The sequence below is a fragment of the Tumebacillus avium genome (assembly GCF_002162355.1).
GTDB lineage: Bacteria > Bacillota > Bacilli > Tumebacillales > Tumebacillaceae > Tumebacillus_A > Tumebacillus_A avium.
Genome location: NZ_CP021434.1, coordinates 2,839,005 through 2,855,000 on the forward strand (window position 1 = coordinate 2,839,005; position 15,996 = coordinate 2,855,000).

Consider the following 15,996-nt stretch of genomic DNA (forward strand, 5'->3'; position numbering starts at 1 on the left):
TCGAAAGTGATTGATTTCTACAGTCTCGAATGCGCTGTCGACATGTCCAATGCTATTGGCGTCGTATATCTATCAAAGCGGCGCGCAACAAATTGATCGATGCTACATCCGGCTTGTAAACAAACTCAATGATCTCCTGGCGCCTGTGCGCATACAGCTCCACTTCGCGGCGCCGTCCCGGCGAACAGATCACGACATCAAGCCGTGACACGATCTCCGAAACCGGCTCAGGAGTCGACAGGCCGGCAAACACTTCAATATCCAGATTGTCGATCCCCGCGTTTTTAAGCGCCAGTAATACTTTGCCCGCAAAATTGTCTGATTTACACACCAAGCCAATTTTTCTGCCCACAGGGATGCGGGCGATGCGGACGATCGTCTCAATCTGCGGATCGAGCGCGATGGCGAGCACGTTTTTGCGCACGCCAAGCAAATCTTTAACTTCATCATAATGAAAGAATGTGGTGATGACAAGGTCGGAGCTGGCCACGATTGGTTCGTAGCGGTCAAATTCCTGCCGCAGCTCATCCAAAACGATCGGTGTGATCGACACGCCGGAGTCGCCTTGGAGCCGTTTGGCAAAGTATTCGACCTGCTCGCGGTTGCATTCGATGAACGCGACCTGCACATGACGCAAAAAGTCGATCTTTTCCTTCGCCCGCACTTCGGTCAACTCCACGAACTCTTCGAGCGAAAACCCGAGCTGCAACCCTTCCTCCATCGCAATGTCGATGATCTTCAAGAGCAGTTCTTTGCGGTTTTCCAAGCGGACAGCATCGTCGCGGTCACATACAAAAGTACCACGCCCTTGCACGGATGACAAAATGCCTTCCGCTTCAAGTTCCTGGTATGCCTGTGATACCGTATTGCGGCTGACTTGCAGCTTTTCGGACAATTCGCGCTCCGTTGGCAGCTTGTCGCCGGCCTTCCACTCTCCGCGCTTGATCTCGGCCAGAACGGCATCCTTTACTTGAATGTAAAGGGGAATCCCGTTTTTCCGGGTGATCGGAAAAGACATTGTGCATACCTCGCGAAAGGGAGCAAGTCACCTTTCGGCACTCTTTCGTCAAAAATTTGCTTCGCCAACATTATACACCCCCCGACCTGTTACGGAAAGTTAAATTTGCAGATCGGGTAACATTTGGCATAATAAAGTAGAATGCCGGACAGAGAGGTGGCTCATATGCCGAAACAGAAGCAGGTGTCATTAAATCTCGCTCATCGCGGCGCATCGGGCCATGCGCCGGAAAATACGCTGGCCGCGTTTCGCCTCGCCCGCCAGATGGGCGCGGACGGATTCGAATTTGACGTGCAGGTGACGAAAGACGGCGTGCCGGTCGTCATCCATGACGAAGCGCTGGTGCGGACGACAGGCGCGTCAGGCTATGTGTTCGACTACACCTTCGAGGAGATCAGGCGTCTCGATGCCGGGTCCTGGTACGGCGAGCAATTTCGCGGGGAGAAGATTCCGTCCTTGGAGGAGGTCTTCGCGGAGTTTGGCGATCTGGTGCTGAACGTCGAGTTGAAGAATTCTTACTACGCTATGCCGCAGTTGGAAGAGAAAACGATCGGCCTGATTCGAAAGTACAAGTTGGAACAGCAGGTGATCGTCTCGTCTTTTCACCACATGTCTATGCAGGAGCTGCACAGGTTGGCACCCGATCTCAAAACCGGGCTGCTCTACGACTGTGTGCTGGTCGATGCGGTCGCGTACGCCAAACGCCTTGGCGCATCCGCCTTGCACCCGTTCTTTGGGACGGTCAAGCCTGATTTGGTCGCAGAGGCGCATGCGGCAGGGCTGATGGTGAACGTGTGGACGGTGAACGATGAAATGCATATGCGCCTCTGTGCGCAGGCCGGGGTGGATGCGATCATCACCAACTATCCGGATCGACTGCGAACGGTTTTGAACTCGGTTTTGGATTGAACTCAATCTAGTAAATTAAATGCTGTTGATAGACTATATAATAGGAAGCTATCGGATTCAACCGCAGCTTTGGACTAAAACTTTTCAAGCCAATGTGCAGAAACACCCGTCGCGCGGACGGGTGTTTTTATATGTTTCATCGTTGGGTTATTGTTGATAGGGGAACTGTCCCTTGTAGTTGGAAAATTGGTTGTAGGCCAGCGCCACGGTGTCGAGCGGCTGCTGCGGCAGTTTGTACCAGCCGAGGTTGAACATCTGCTCAAAGGCGGCGCGCTGGGCGTCGTGCGTATTGATGAGAATCTGTTTCACCGTGTCGTAGAGTTCACGGTGCGAAAATTCATTGAGCGATGTGTTGTAGCCTTGCGTCATGTATTTTTCGGTGGCAAGCACATCGTTCAGCCGGTCGCGGTCGTTCATCTCCGGCCCTTTCACGCGCGGCAAGTTGCCTTTTTGCTGGGACATCATGATGTGTTCCTGGCTATTGGTCGGCAATTGATGCATACCAATCCCCCCTTTTTTCGATCGTTATTGTACGCTTTGCGGGTTGAAATATTGAAGCAGTGTGGTGTAGTGGCGCTGGTGCATTTCGCCGATCTGGGAGATCAGCTGCGCCACTTGCGGATCTTCGCATTCGCTTGCGTAGTGGGCGCATTTTTTCATCGCAAGGAGCTCCCAGGACATGTGGTCTTTGATGTAGTTGAAGTCTTTCGTCGAGAGCTGGCTGTACTGGCCGCCGAACTGCTGCTGGATCTGCTGCTTCATTTGCTGTTGCTGTTGTTGCTGCTGTTGTACTTGTTGATTCATAAGTCTCACGCTCCTTTTCCTCCTTACTATGGACAGCTTTTTTCAGCGGAATGAGTTGTATATAATGGACGAAGAGACGCGAAATGGAGGAAGTGCCAATGCCGTTTCACACCGGATTTCTCGGCAAATACGACAAGCGATATTACGAGGTCTATAAAAGCCCCGACCCGATTGATCTGAAAGAGCTGGCCAAGCAGACTGAGCATCCTGCGAAATGCCGAGTGCTGATGACAGAAGAAGGCGAGCTGTACGCTTTTACCATCGAATTGCTCCACGACCTCGCTGTGGCTGAGCTCGATGAGGAAGGAATCTCGGTCGTGTGCTTTTTCGATGATAATAAATTAGAAGTCGCCGACCTCGGAGACTTGGAGATCGACGACATGAAAGCGGCTGTCAAGCGCGCGGAAGCAGGGTTTCGCAACATGGGATTTCGTGACGAGACCAGCGTGCGATTCGTGTTAAATCAAGGGCTTTGGGGCGATGAAACCTGCACTTTTCACGAAGTTGTCAACGGTGATTGGAAAAAAGTTCGCACGTAAGCAGGAATTGCTGTATAATGGTTCTTTGAGTGGCACAGAGCGGGCGGGTAGCAGAAGAGTGCTTAAAAAAGCTCTTCTTTTTTTCTGCACAAATGGGCATGCTGTAACCAGTAAGGTTTTTGACAAATAGGAGGAAAACGAATGGCAACATTTCAAGAGCTGAATATACGAGAAGACATCATGAAATCCCTGGAAGAAATGGGTTTTGAGCAAGCGACCCCGATCCAAACGGAAACGATTCCGATCGCCCTCGCAGGGGACGACGTAATTGGTCAGGCACAAACGGGTACGGGTAAAACCGCAGCCTTTGTCATCCCGACCTTGTCGCGGATCGATATGGATAAAAAAGCGATTCAGGTGCTGGTCATGGCCCCGACTCGCGAGCTTGCGATCCAAGTATCGGAAGAGACTTCCCGACTTGGCAAGTACTCCCGCGTAAACGTTGTGCCGGTCTATGGCGGTCAACCGATCGACCGTCAGATCAAAGCGCTGAAGCGCAACCCGCAGATGATCATCGGTACGCCGGGACGTCTGCTCGACCACATCCGCCGCAAGACGGTCAACCTGAGCGAAGTACAGGTTGTCATCTTGGACGAAGCGGATGAAATGCTCGACATGGGCTTCCTCGAGGACATCGAATCGATCCTCGCAGAGATCCCGACCCAGCGCCAGACCCTGCTGTTCTCGGCGACCATGCCGGACCCGATCCGCCGTCTGGCGGAGCGCTTCATGCACTCCCCGAAAGTGGTGAAGATCCAACCGCAAGGCGTGACTGCGCCGAAGATTGCGCAGATCTACTATGAAGTCGCAGAGAAAAACAAAGTTGATGCGCTGACTCGTCTGCTCGATGTTGAGTCCCCGGAGCTTGGCGTCATCTTCTGCCGCACCAAAAAAGGCGTAGACGAGCTGCAGCGCGTCCTGCAGAGCCGCGGCTACCTGGCAGCTGGTCTGCACGGCGACATGACCCAGCGTGAACGCGACCAGGTCATGCACACCTTCCGTCAGAGCACGATCGACCTGTTGATCGCAACCGACGTTGCGGCACGCGGTCTCGACGTCGAAGGCGTCACCCACGTCTTCAACTATGACATCCCGCAGGACGTCGACTCCTACGTCCACCGCATCGGCCGTACGGGCCGTGCTGGCCGTGAAGGCAAGGCGCTGACCCTGATCACCCCGCGTGAGTTCAAACTCCTGCGCATGATCGAGACGGCGATTGGCAAGCGCATCCACAAGTCCTTGCTGCCGACTTTGATGGAGCTCAAAGAACGCCAACAAGCGCGCATCATGGAAAAGCTGCTCGGTGAGATCGAAGAGACCGGTACTTCGCAATTTGAAGAACTGGCATCCGAACTGCTCGCACAGCACAACTCCGTAGCGGTGCTGGCAGCAGCGCTCAAGATCATCGGCGATGACCTCGTCGGCGATCAAGAGCTGTCCTCCATCGACATGAGCTTGTCCGAAGTCGTCGACTTCTCCAAGCGCTTCCGTGAACAGCGCGGCACCACCGGCGGAGGCGGCGGCTACGGCAACCGCGGCGGAGGCGGCGGTTACGGCAATCGTGGCGGAGGCGGCGGCTACCGTGGCGGCGGTGATCGTCGCAGCGGCGGCGGCGGTTACAAAAAAGGCCCGGGCGGCGGCGGTGGCGGTTACAGCAAAGACCGTCGTGCTTCCGGCGGTGGTACCGGTACCGGTACCGGCGGCAGCAGCTACGGCAACCGTGAAGGCGGCGGCTACGGTGAAAAGCGTGGCGGCGGTTACGGCGAGAAGCGCAGCGGCGGCTACGGCAACCGTGAAGGCGGCGGCTACGGCAACCGTGAAGGCGGCGGTTACGGCAACCGTGAAGGCAACCGCGAAGGCAGCCGTGACGGTGGCGGCGGACGTCGTCGCACCCACTTCTAAGATTCCATCTGCACATCCTCCGGTTCGGGGGATGTGCTTCTTTATACGCCCAGACAAGGGGAGGAGAACTCATGCAAAAGCTGGAATCCCTGCTGACCCGACTGATCGGCGAAGGTCTGCTGACACAGGCGACGCTGAGCAATGTCCGCCAAAAAGACCCGGCATCGTTCAACAAAGTGTCGCTCAAGCCGGTTCTGCTTAAAAATGAGCTGAAATATCAGTTCACCTATCACTACGCCAACAAGACCACCAACGAAAATCTCTCGCCGGGCGAGACGGAGCAGAAGATTACCGGGCTCCTGCAAACGGTGTTCCGCCAAGCCCTCTTACATAGCACAGAAGCTGACCATCAAGTCCTGATCTCCAAAAAAGGCAGCGTGACTATCCTCCACCAAAAGCCGACCAAAGCAGCGGTTGAACTGTCCCACAACCGCAAGAAGAAGTATCTGCTCGAAGAAGGGAAGCCCGTCCCGTTCCTCATCGAGCTTGGCGTCATGAACAAAGAGGGCAAAGTCCTGGCCAAAAAATACGACAAGTTCAAGCAGATCAATCGCTTCCTTGAGATGCTCGACGATGTGGTGCCATACCTCCAAAAAGACCGCACCTTAAACATCATCGACTTCGGCTGCGGCAAGTCCTACCTGACTTTTGCCCTCTACCATTACCTCAAAGAAGAGCAAGGATTTGAGCTCAACGTGATCGGGCTTGACCTCAAGCAAGATGTGATCAGCCATTGCAATGCGTTGGCGGTCTCGCTCAACTACAACAACCTCAAATTCCTGCACGGCGATATCAACCAATACAACGAGCTCGACCAAGTCGACATGGTCGTCACCTTGCATGCCTGTGATACGGCCACCGATGCAGCGCTGGAAAAAGCGGTGCGCTGGGGGGCGGATGTGATCTTGTCGGTGCCGTGCTGTCAGCATGAGCTAAACACGCAGATCGAAAACAACACGCTCACCACCATGCTTCAGCACGGCCTGATCAAAGAGCGTTTCGCCGCGCTTGCCACCGATTCTGTCCGAGCCCAGATTCTCGATCTGGTCGGCTACAAAACCCAGCTCCTCGAGTTCATCGACCTCGAGCACACGCCGAAAAACATCCTGATTCGAGCGGTCAAGCACGACGGCAAAGCGGACCTGCAAAAGATCGCCGACAGCTATCTTGAGTTCAAAAGATTCCTGAACATCAATCCCTATCTGGAAGTTGTCCTCAAAGACAAGCTAGAACCGATCTTTTCCGCCCGCAAATAACAAGCACAACAAAAAAGAGCGCAGCGTCTATCCAAAGACGTGCGCTCTTTTTAATGAAAATGCTTCTAGATCGACCGAAGTCTCTTTCCCGGTCAGCAGTTCCGCCATCACCAACCCTGTGATCGCCGACAGCAGCACCCCGTTCCGGAAATGCCCGGATGCCACATAAAGTCCGTCGATCCCAGGTACAGAGCCGAGGTAAGGCATGCCATCCCGCGATCCCGGCCGCAACCCGGCCAGCGGTGTCGAGAAGGGGAGATCGCCAAGCGAGGGCAGCAACTCCACCGCCTGTGTAGATAAGCTCGCCAGCGAACGCAGGTTCGGCCTCCGGTCAAATCCAGCCTGCTGCTCCTCCGTCGCTCCTACATACACCTGCCCATTTTTCTTTGGCAAAATGTAGCACCCGTGCGTATAGATCGTAAACGGAGTCGGAGGCGAGTAGGAGTCAAGCAAAAACGACTGCCCCTTCACTGGAAAAACAGGCAGATCCAGCCCCAACTGCCGAGCCAGCAGCCCTGACCATGCTCCGGCTGCCACGATCACCCGATCCGCCCGAATCACGCCGTCCGCCGTCTTCACCCCGGCCACCGCGCCATGTTCCTGCAGGAAGCCCATCATCGGCGTGTGCTCAAAAATCCGCACCCCCAGCCGTTTCGCCGAAGCAGCCAAAGCCAGCAAAAGCTGTGGATTGCGCACCTGATGATCATCCGGCAGATACAGGGCACCATATCTCGGAGACACTAGGTCCCCCATCTCTCCGCGCAGATCTTCATCCTCAAACCACACGGCGCGCTGCCCGCACTCGGTCTGCCATCTCTGCCGTTCCAACAGGGCCGCCCGGTCATCCTCATCGACCGCGATGCGGAAGATCCCCGGCGTGTGCAGTTCCATATCGATGCCCGAGATGTCCAGCAACTCCTCCCGCAGCTTGGGGAACAGCGCCCGGCTTTTCACGCCCAGCTCATACATCGGGCCCGGTGCGGTCATCTCCACCTGCGCCCCGAGCATCCCGGCGCCGGCCCGCGTCGACTGCGAGCCCAGCGTTTCCTTCTCCAGCACGATCACATCGACTCCGGCCTTGGCGAGCTCATACGCGATGGCGCAACCGATCACGCCGCCGCCAACGATCAGCGTGTCCGTCTGGTGAGTTGTTCCCATCATGATGACTTCCCCTTTCTAATAACCGCCCGGCAGCTCATGGAGCGGACGGTGTGCAGAAGCGTCCATCTTCTCCCGCAGCGCCAATGCCGCCCGTTTTGGATCGCCGTCCGCCATCACCGCCGATATGACCGCAATGCCGGCAGCGCCCGTCGCCAGCACATCCTCGATGTTGTCGGTGGTGATCCCGCCGATCGCCAGCACCGGAATCTCCACCGCTTCGACGACCTTGCGCAATGCATCCAGCCCGCGCGGCGGGAGGCCAGGCTTCGACCCGGTCGCAAAAATATGCCCGTATGTGATATACGTTGCCCCTTGCTCCTGAGCGTCCAGCGCTTCCTCCACACTATGTACCGAGCACCCGATCCACTTTTCCGGGAGAAACAACGGTCTGGCCGATGCAATCGGCAAACTCTTCGCCGCCAAATGCACGCCGCCCGCATCTAAGGCCAGCGCCACATCCGCCCGGTCATTGATCAGGAGCCGCCCGCCTTCCTGTTGAATCAACGGATGGATCTCCGCGCCGAGCCGAAACAGATCGAGGGCAGGGGCTGATTTATAACGAAGCTGAATCACGTCCGCGCCGCCTTGCACGGCCAGCCGAACGATCGTTTTTAACTCTTCCACCTGACGAATCCCGTCAGTTATGACATGCAATTGAAAGGCGCTTCTCGTCATCACAAGCGACCCACTTTCTGTAGAAAGAATACGTTCACAAAAACTGCCGCCATTGTACCATCCTGTCAAAAGAGCCGTCAATCAAGGAAGAGTCGTGCAGGGCGTGACTCCGCCGGTTTTTCTAGGTACAATATAGAATGGGTATTTGTTCCTATCAGAGGAGGTTTATCTTACCATGTTCATCACAGATCAACATCGCACGCAGATTCGCAGCTACTTGGACGTGATGGAGAAACAAGCCGACGTTCTCCGCACCCTGAAGGAGCATGCGTCCGAAGAGTTTGCCGCACAGCCCGTGCTGCAGGCCGCTGCGGAGCGCGCCTTACATATCGCGCTGGAATGTCTCACCGACATCGGCAACATCATCATCGACGCGCTGATCATGCGCGACCCGGCGAGCTACGAAGACATCTTCCTCATTCTGACCGAAGAAGGTGTGTTCGAACAAATGTTCGGAGATCATTTCCTCGAAGCGGTGCGCTTCCGCAAAACGCTGGTGCACGACTACCGCGACCTGACTGCCGACAGCGTGTACCGCGTGGTGCAGGCGCATGCGGACGATTTTGAGTTCATCAAGGCCTCGATCGCTAAGTATGTGCAGCTGTCCTAGGAACCGGGTGCGCGATGAATTCTAACAACGGAATCACAGTCGAACACCTCAGCAAGCATTTCAAAGTGCACGAGCGTGAAGCCGGACTCAGCGGCGCGTGGAGATCTTTGTTTAACCGCAAGTTCCGCATGGTCGAAGCGGTCGATGACATCTCCTTTACGATTCAGCCGGGCGAAATCGTCGGATTCCTCGGCCCCAACGGTGCAGGCAAAACGACCACGATGAAAATGCTCACCGGGCTCTTGTACCCAACCGCCGGCAAAATCGAAGTCGGCGGCTTCGTCCCGTTTGAGCAGAAGGCTGACTTCAAGCGCCGCATCACCCTCGTCATGGGGCAGAAATCCCAGCTGATCTGGGACTTGCCCGCCTCGGAGACCTTTCTGGTCAACCAGGCGATCTACGAGATCCCCGATGACCAGTTCCAAGAGATCCTCGGCGAGCTGACCGACCTGCTCGACCTCACGCCTTTGCTCAAAAAGCCGGTGCGCAACCTGTCGCTTGGTGAGCGGATGAAATGCGAGCTGGCCGCGTCGCTTTTGCACCGACCCGACATCGTGTTTCTGGATGAACCGACGATCGGGCTGGACGTCAACATGCAGGAGGCGGTGCGCAAGTTTATCCAGCAGTACAACGAGCGCTTCAACGCCACGTTCCTGCTGACTTCGCACTACATGGCCGACGTGACGGCGCTGTGCAAGCGGGTGATCATCATCAACCACGGCAAGCTCTTGTTCGACGGTGACCTGGGACGTTTGGCGACCGATTTGGCTCCGTACAAAGTAGCCAAGCTGGTGCTGTCCGAGCAAGTGCCGCACAGCGTGCTGGAAAACTTCGGGGAAGTGCTGCAAAGCGACAACCTGCAAGTTTCGATCAAACTCCCGCGCGCAGACGTTTCGGCGCTGTCGGCACAAATTCTGGCGCAGCTGCCGGTGCAGGATTTTACGGTGGAAGATCCGTCGATGGAAGATGTGATCGGGCTGGCCTTTGAGAGGTCTGGAGCATGAATGCGGCGCAGCGGTTGTGTCGCGTCTATGCCCGGATGATGAAAGTGCATTGGGCGATTTTGCTCGAATATCGAGGCGATACGTTTTTCTATATGCTCGGTTCTTTTATTTCACCGCTTGTGACGCTGGCGGTCTGGCTGACCATCTCCGAAAACGGAACGGTCGGCAGCTATAGCCAGCGCGATTTTATCCTCTACTTTTTAGCTGTGATGTTTGTTTCGAGGCTGGCGGCGCATTGGGAACCGTGGGAGATGGAAGAGCGCATGCGGGATGGCTCCTTGTCCAACTATCTGCTGCGGCCGTCGGCGTATTTTCACTGGCGCTTTGCGGAGAACCTGGTCTACAAGCTGTTCTATGGCGCGCTGATGCTGGCGGCGTGGGCGATCGCCTGGCCGTTTTTTGAAGTGGTGCGGATTCCTTTGGAGCCGGGCTATCTCGCTGTCTTCTTGTCGACGGTGCTGCTGGCGGTGATGATCCGCTACATGATGGGCTTTTGCCTGTCGATGCTCGCCTTTTGGACGACGCGGATGATGGCGATTTTCAACCTTGTCATGCTCGCCGACCAGTTTATCTCCGGGCGGATCGCGCCGTATGCGCTGTTGCCGGAGTGGGTGCAGCAGGTGTCGAACTGGCTGCCGTTCTATTGGACGATGGGTTTCCCGGTCGATGTGATCACCGGCAAAGTCACCGGCGGGGACGTGTGGTTTGGTCTCGGCGTGCAGGTCTTCTGGCAGGTGCTGTTCATCGTGCTGTATTTTGTGATGTGGAACCGCGGCATGCGGAAGTACAGTGCGGTGGGAGGTTGAGAGGATGAAATATTTCCGATTGCTCAAGGAGTTTATCCGCGCCGCTGTCGTCGAGGAGTTCGAGTACCGCTCGAATTTCTTCGCCAATGTGCTGGGGACGGTGTCGGGGCTGTTTTTTGCCTTGCTGACCTTACAGGTGTTCTTCCTGCAGACCGAACAGATCGGCGGCTGGTCGTTTGAGCAGGTGCTGGTGCTGCTTGGGGTGTTTAACGCCTTGAGCGGCGTCGTGAGCATGGTGCTGCGCCCGAACATTGGACGAATCGTTCAGCATATCAGAAAAGGTACGCTCGATTTCATTTTGACCAAGCCGGTGGACAGTCAGTTCTTCATCTCGTTTCGGCACATCGTCTTTTGGCCGATCACCGATGTGCTGGTCGGCTTTGGGATGATCTTATATGGCGGCTGGCAGATGGGTGTTGTCCTGTCGCCGCTGAACATCGCCTGGTTCCTGGTGATCTTTTTCGCCGCGGTGGTGACGTTGTATTCCTTGTGGTTCTTGATGATGACCTTGTCGTTTTGGTTTGTGAAAGTCGAGAACTTGACGATGGTGTTTATGTCGCTGTTTGAGACGGCGCGCTTCCCGGTACAGGTCTACAAAGGCTGGCTGCGCGTGCTCTTGACCTACCTGTTTCCCGTCGCCGTGCTGACGACCTTTCCGGCCGCAGCGTTCACCGGCGGGCTGACTTGGCACGAGGCGACGATCTCGCTGGTGATGGCCGGTGGGTTGCTGGTGCTGTCGAGAGTGTTTTGGAAGACAGCGTTGCGCAACTACCAGTCGGCGAGCAGCTAAATCTTATGTTGGGCAGGGAAAAAGGGAGTCATTACGACTCCCCTTTTGGCCCTTCCTCCAAGATATAAACGGTTACGTTGTCTTTGACGCCAAATGTTTGTGCGTAGTTGTCATCGTTGTAGAACACGTCGATGTGATTGCCTACCACAGCGCCGCCGGTGTCTTCTGCATACCGCACGCCAATCCCCGGGATGTAGACCACGCTGTGCATCGGGATGATCGAAGGGTCGACAGCAATCGTCAAGCCTTCTTTTGCCATCCGTCCGCTGGCGGTGACTCCATAGCCCGGATCGCCCGGATGCTTGCCGGTCGACTCGAAGGAGTTGGTGTAAGCGGTGAGTTTGCAGGGCATCTTTCTACTATAGCGGTTCGGCTCACCAGATGAGGAGAGAACCATCTTATCGGCAGTTTGTGCCAGTTCTTCGCGAGACTTCGCTTTTTTCACAGTGTTGGTCGGTACATGGAGCACTTCACCGACTGTCAAGTTTTCCGGGTTGACGGTGGGATTGCGGTTGACGATGTGCTCGATCGTCGTGTTGTAGCGCGCCGCGAGCGCATAGAGCGTATCTCCCGTTTGCACGATGTGCTCGACGAGCGGCGGTTTTTGAGTCGCTGCATGAGCGACTGTGAGATGTGGAGCCGGAAGAGCTGGCGTCGCCTGTTCCGCCTCGCTTGCGGGATGGCCGCTTGCAACCAGCAACAAGATTGCGGTCAAAACGGCCATCACCATACTTCGTGGTTGCATGGCGATGTGTCACTCCATTCGAAGTGTAGGTTTTAAAACTTTTGTTAGCTTGCCCACCGGCAAAAAACGCTATGCGGCACCAAGGCGATTTTTTGTTGAAGGGTGTCAGTTATTTCCGAGGAAATAGTCGAAAGGGGTAGTAGAGATGAAAAAGCACGATTTTAGCAAACTGGGGTATTCGACACGAATTTTGCATGCAGGACATAAGGTGGACCCGACAACGGGATCGCATACGATGCCGATCTACCAAACGTCGACTTTCGTATTTGAAGATGCGGACCAAGGCGCAGCGCGTTTTGGCGGCACCGACCCGGGCTACAAGTACAGCCGTCTGGGCAACCCGAACACCGATGCGCTGGCTGAAAAGATCGCAGCGCTGGAGAATGCGGAAGCGGGCCTGTGCTTCGGTTCCGGCATGGCGGCGATCTCGACGGTGATGTTCCATTTGGTCAAGACGGGCGACCATGTGGTGGCGGCCGATGCGCTGTACGGCGCGACGTTTGCTCTGTTTGAAAAGACGCTGAAAGGCAAATACGGCGTGGAGATCGACTGGGTGGATACGTCCGATGTGGAGAAGGTGAAAGCTGCGATCAAGCCGAACACGCGCGTCATCTATCTGGAGACGCCGGCCAACCCGACCTTGAAGATGGCCGATATCGCGGCGATCTCTGAATTGACCCAAGGCACCGACATCAAAGTTGTCGTCGACAACACTTTCATGTCGCCGTACTTCCAGCGTCCGATCGATCTCGGGGCGCATGTGTCGATTCACTCGGCGACAAAGTACATCGGCGGTCATGGCGATGTGGTTGGCGGGATCGCAGTCGGGTATGCGGATATCTTCAAGCCGCTGTTTGCCGATCTGAAAGAGATCGGGCCGATCATGGGGCCGTTCGATGCGTTCCTGCTCAACCGCGGTGTGCGCACCTTGGCTCTGCGGATGGAGAAGCACAACGAAAACGCGCTGAAAGTGGCAGAGTTCCTCGAAGGGCATCCGGAAGTGACAGCTGTGTACTACCCGGGCTTGAAGAGCCATCCGCAGCATGAGCTGGCGAAGCGTCAGATGAGCGGTTTTGGCGGCACGCTGTCCTTTGAAGTGAAGTCGTTCGAAAAAGGGAAGACGCTGATGAACTCGGTGAAGCTGATGCACCTGGCTGTATCGCTTGGCGATGTGCATACGCTGATCCAGCATCCGGCTTCGATGACCCATGCGATCATGCCGAAAGCAGAGCGCGAAGCATCGGGTGTTACAGACGGTCTGATCCGTCTGTCGGTCGGTATCGAGGATGTGGAAGACATCATCGCCGATCTGGATCAGGCGCTGCGAGCTTAACTTTTAGGTAATTTATAGAAAAGACCTTGGCGATTGCGCCGAGGTCTTTTTTTGCTGGAAACAGTGGTACAGATGGGTTTTACGGGTGATACGCTTTTAGACTGATCGGTACAAAAATGGGGTCGGAAGCATCAAATTCTCTTTTTTTATGCGCTAGCCTATTCTATTTTTGCTAAACTGTTGATACAATGGAACAGATGCTGTTTCTTCACTGATACAGGGTTGTTATCCATAAAGTTTGTATAAACAGGGGTGAACCATTGTGATCAAAGATTTAGGCTGGAAAGTAGGCGGCGCACAAGGCGAAGGCATCGACTCCACTCAGGATATCTTTGCACTGTCTTTGTTCCGTTTAGGTTACTATGTTTCCACGTATCGTCACTTTATGTCCTTGATCAAGGGCGGTCATACGAACGGTAAGGTTCGCATCACGTCCGACATCACCGGACACCATGGCGACGATCTGCACATTTTGCTGGCGTTCGACCAAGAGACGATCAACCACAATTTCCACGAACTGATCGATGGCGCTGTGCTGATCTATGACACTGCGATCAAAGATGCGCAGGTTCCGGAAAACGATAAAGTCCACATCTGCCCGGTTCCGCTCACCGAAATGGCGAAAGAAGCCGGTTCTCCGATCATGAAAAACATGGTCTCGATGGGTGTTACCGCTGCGATCATCGGCCTGACGCCGGATGATTTCCGTTCCGTTGTTGTCGACAAGTTCGGCGGCAAAGGCGACGAGATCGTTGACAGCAACATCGCTGCGATCCAGAAGGGCTTTGATTTTGCAAAAGAAAACTTCACCGCATCGCTCGAACTGCCGGTTCGTCCGGAAGTGAAGTCGGAGCGACTGTACATCTCCGGCAACGACGCGGTATCGCTTGGCGCGATCGCAGGCGGCTGCCGTCTGCTCGCTCAGTACCCGATCACTCCGGCGACCGAAGTTATGTACCAGATGATCAAGAAGTTCCCGCAATTCGGCGGCACTGTGGTACAGGCGGAAGACGAAATTGCAGCGGTGATGATGGCAATCGGCGGCAACTACACCGGTGTTCGCTCGATGACCGCAACATCCGGCCCGGGTCTCTCGCTGATGATGGAAGCGCTTGGTCTGGCTGGGATCTCCGAAACGCCGCTCGTCATCATCGACGTTATGCGTGCAGGTCCGTCCACCGGTTTGCCGACCAAGACGGAACAATCGGACGTGTTGACCATGATGTACGGCTCGCACGGTGAAATCCCGCGTATCGTACTGACTCCGCGCAACGTGGAAGAGTGCTTCTTCTTTACGATGGAAGCGTTCAACCTGGCTGAGAAGTACCAGTGCCCGGTCATCGTCGCAACCGACCTGTACATGGGGATGAACAAGCAAACGGTCGAGTCGCTCGACTTCGATAAATTTAACATCAACCGCGGCAAGCTGATCTCCGACGAGCAGCTGGCTGAGCTGGAAAAAGGCGCATACAAGCGCTTTGACGTCACCGCGGAAGACGGCGTATCCTTCCGTTCCATTCCGGGCCAAAAGAACGGCCGTTTCGTTGCGATGGGTAACGAGTCTGACGAAGTGGGCGTGGAAATGGAAGAGCCGGAAATGCGCGTCTTGCAAATGGATAAGCGCGCGAAGAAGCTCGCGAACTTCAACGACCTCGCAGGCGCAGCTTACGTAGGTGCTGAGAATGCTGAACTGCTGCTCGTCGACTTCGGTTCGATGACCGGCCCGCAGCGTGAAGTGTACGAAGCTCTGGCTGCTGAAGGCGTAAGCGTTGGCCAACTGAGCATCGCTCGTCTGCTTCCGTTCCCGACGGAAGAGATCAAAGCGTACGTCAACAATGCAAAGAAAGTGCTCGTGACCGAAATGAACTCGCATGGTCAGGTGAAGAACCTGCTGAAGCAGTTCGTTGGCGGCGACCACAACAAATACGAGTCCTGCCTGAAGTACAGCGGCGATCCGTTCCTCGTAAACGAAATCTACGCGAAGGCGAAGGCTCTTGCGGACAGCTTGAAGAAAGAGGTGACGCTGTAATGGCAACTCTCGTTGATTTCCGTGCTGAAAAACCGAACTGGTGCCCGGGCTGCGGTGACTTCACCGTTTTGGCTGCCCTGCAAAAAGCAGCTGTAAACATCGGCCTGGAGCCGGAGCAAATGGTAACCGTATCCGGTGTCGGCTGCTCCGGTAAGATTTCTCAATACATGGGTTCCTACGGTTTCCACTCCTTGCACGGCCGTTCGCTGCCGGTTGCAACCGCAGTGAAGCTGGCGAACCGCGACCTGACTGTTGTTGCTGCAGGCGGCGACGGCGACGGTTACGGCATCGGGATGGGTCACTTCATCCATGCGATGCGCCGTAACATCGACATCACCTATCTCGTCATGGACAACCACATCTACGGCCTGACCACCGGTCAAACTTCTCCGACCTCCGATAAGGGTTCGAAGAC

Annotated in this window: 17 protein-coding genes (1 of these 17 cut by a window edge); 11 read left to right on the forward strand and 6 right to left on the reverse strand. The window is 55.5% G+C overall.

What is annotated here, in order from left to right; translation table 11 throughout:
* Positions 1 to 52: 52 nt before the first annotated feature.
* On the reverse strand, positions 53 to 1,018 hold the full coding sequence (locus CBW65_RS13585; RefSeq protein ID WP_087457311.1) for a GntR family transcriptional regulator: 966 nt from the start codon (positions 1,016 to 1,018) through the stop codon (positions 53 to 55).
* A gap of 165 nt (positions 1,019 to 1,183) precedes the next feature.
* Between CBW65_RS13585 and CBW65_RS13590 the strand changes: the two genes are divergently transcribed.
* A complete protein-coding gene (locus tag CBW65_RS13590; protein ID WP_087457312.1) occupies positions 1,184 to 1,927 on the forward strand; it encodes a glycerophosphodiester phosphodiesterase in 744 nt (247 codons plus the stop codon).
* 147 nt (positions 1,928 to 2,074) lie between these two features.
* On the opposite strand, the gene CBW65_RS13595 is transcribed toward CBW65_RS13590, so the two are convergent.
* A complete protein-coding gene (locus CBW65_RS13595) occupies positions 2,075 to 2,428 on the reverse strand; it encodes a spore coat protein (RefSeq protein WP_232463327.1) in 354 nt (117 codons plus the stop codon).
* A 24-nt stretch (positions 2,429 to 2,452) separates the two neighbouring features.
* The gene (locus CBW65_RS13600) at positions 2,453 to 2,731 is read right to left on the reverse strand and encodes a hypothetical protein (RefSeq protein WP_232463328.1); all 279 of its coding nucleotides are present in this window, start codon (positions 2,729 to 2,731) and stop codon (positions 2,453 to 2,455) included.
* A 98-nt stretch (positions 2,732 to 2,829) separates the two neighbouring features.
* Between CBW65_RS13600 and CBW65_RS13605 the strand changes: the two genes are divergently transcribed.
* The 3 genes from CBW65_RS13605 (at position 2,830) to CBW65_RS13615 (ending at position 6,428) form a co-directional block, all read left to right on the forward strand.
* Positions 2,830 to 3,270, forward strand: coding sequence for a hypothetical protein (locus CBW65_RS13605; RefSeq protein WP_087457313.1), 441 nt, complete (start codon positions 2,830 to 2,832; stop codon positions 3,268 to 3,270).
* A gap of 141 nt (positions 3,271 to 3,411) precedes the next feature.
* Complete coding sequence (locus tag CBW65_RS13610; protein WP_087457314.1) at positions 3,412 to 5,172, forward strand: DEAD/DEAH box helicase; 1,761 nt, start codon at positions 3,412 to 3,414, stop codon at positions 5,170 to 5,172.
* A gap of 71 nt (positions 5,173 to 5,243) precedes the next feature.
* Complete coding sequence (locus CBW65_RS13615; protein ID WP_087457315.1) at positions 5,244 to 6,428, forward strand: class I SAM-dependent methyltransferase; 1,185 nt, start codon at positions 5,244 to 5,246, stop codon at positions 6,426 to 6,428.
* Between the two features lie 27 nt (positions 6,429 to 6,455).
* On the opposite strand, the gene thiO is transcribed toward CBW65_RS13615, so the two are convergent.
* Positions 6,456 to 7,589 (reverse strand): glycine oxidase ThiO, encoded by a 1,134-nt coding sequence (gene thiO, locus CBW65_RS13620; protein WP_087457316.1) that lies wholly within the window; start codon positions 7,587 to 7,589, stop codon positions 6,456 to 6,458.
* Positions 7,590 to 7,604: 15 nt separating this feature from the next.
* Positions 7,605 to 8,264, reverse strand: coding sequence for a thiamine phosphate synthase (thiE, locus tag CBW65_RS13625; RefSeq protein ID WP_232463329.1), 660 nt, complete (start codon positions 8,262 to 8,264; stop codon positions 7,605 to 7,607).
* A 175-nt stretch (positions 8,265 to 8,439) separates the two neighbouring features.
* Between thiE and hepT the strand changes: the two genes are divergently transcribed.
* Genes hepT through CBW65_RS13645 form a run of 4 tightly spaced genes read left to right on the forward strand, consistent with a single transcriptional unit; the run spans position 8,440 to position 11,474 of the window.
* Positions 8,440 to 8,874 (forward strand): type VII toxin-antitoxin system HepT family RNase toxin, encoded by a 435-nt coding sequence (gene hepT / locus CBW65_RS13630; RefSeq protein WP_087457318.1) that lies wholly within the window; start codon positions 8,440 to 8,442, stop codon positions 8,872 to 8,874.
* A gap of 14 nt (positions 8,875 to 8,888) precedes the next feature.
* The gene (locus CBW65_RS13635; protein WP_087457319.1) at positions 8,889 to 9,878 is read left to right on the forward strand and encodes an ABC transporter ATP-binding protein; all 990 of its coding nucleotides are present in this window, start codon (positions 8,889 to 8,891) and stop codon (positions 9,876 to 9,878) included.
* The gene (locus tag CBW65_RS13640; RefSeq protein ID WP_087457320.1) at positions 9,875 to 10,684 is read left to right on the forward strand and encodes an ABC transporter permease; all 810 of its coding nucleotides are present in this window, start codon (positions 9,875 to 9,877) and stop codon (positions 10,682 to 10,684) included. The genes CBW65_RS13635 and CBW65_RS13640 overlap by 4 nt, the downstream gene beginning before the upstream one ends.
* Positions 10,685 to 10,688: 4 nt before the next feature.
* Positions 10,689 to 11,474: an ABC transporter permease gene (locus tag CBW65_RS13645; RefSeq protein WP_087457321.1), complete on the forward strand. Its 786-nt coding sequence runs from the start codon at positions 10,689 to 10,691 to the stop codon at positions 11,472 to 11,474.
* 31 nt (positions 11,475 to 11,505) lie between these two features.
* Here CBW65_RS13645 and CBW65_RS13650 read toward each other — a convergent pair whose 3' ends face one another.
* The gene (locus tag CBW65_RS13650; RefSeq protein ID WP_087457322.1) at positions 11,506 to 12,219 is read right to left on the reverse strand and encodes a 3D domain-containing protein; all 714 of its coding nucleotides are present in this window, start codon (positions 12,217 to 12,219) and stop codon (positions 11,506 to 11,508) included.
* A gap of 145 nt (positions 12,220 to 12,364) precedes the next feature.
* Between CBW65_RS13650 and CBW65_RS13655 the strand changes: the two genes are divergently transcribed.
* The 3 genes from CBW65_RS13655 to CBW65_RS13665 all read left to right on the forward strand — a co-directional run.
* Positions 12,365 to 13,552 (forward strand): trans-sulfuration enzyme family protein, encoded by a 1,188-nt coding sequence (locus CBW65_RS13655; protein ID WP_087457323.1) that lies wholly within the window; start codon positions 12,365 to 12,367, stop codon positions 13,550 to 13,552.
* 262 nt (positions 13,553 to 13,814) lie between these two features.
* The gene (locus CBW65_RS13660; protein ID WP_087457324.1) at positions 13,815 to 15,581 is read left to right on the forward strand and encodes a 2-oxoacid:acceptor oxidoreductase subunit alpha; all 1,767 of its coding nucleotides are present in this window, start codon (positions 13,815 to 13,817) and stop codon (positions 15,579 to 15,581) included.
* Positions 15,581 to 15,996, forward strand: partial view of a 2-oxoacid:ferredoxin oxidoreductase subunit beta gene (locus tag CBW65_RS13665; protein WP_087457325.1) — the 5' portion only. 448 nt of this gene lie beyond the right edge of the window; 416 of the gene's 864 nt are visible here — the first part of the coding sequence; it begins with the start codon at positions 15,581 to 15,583; its stop codon lies beyond the right edge, outside the window. Before CBW65_RS13660 ends, CBW65_RS13665 begins: the two co-directional genes overlap by 1 nt.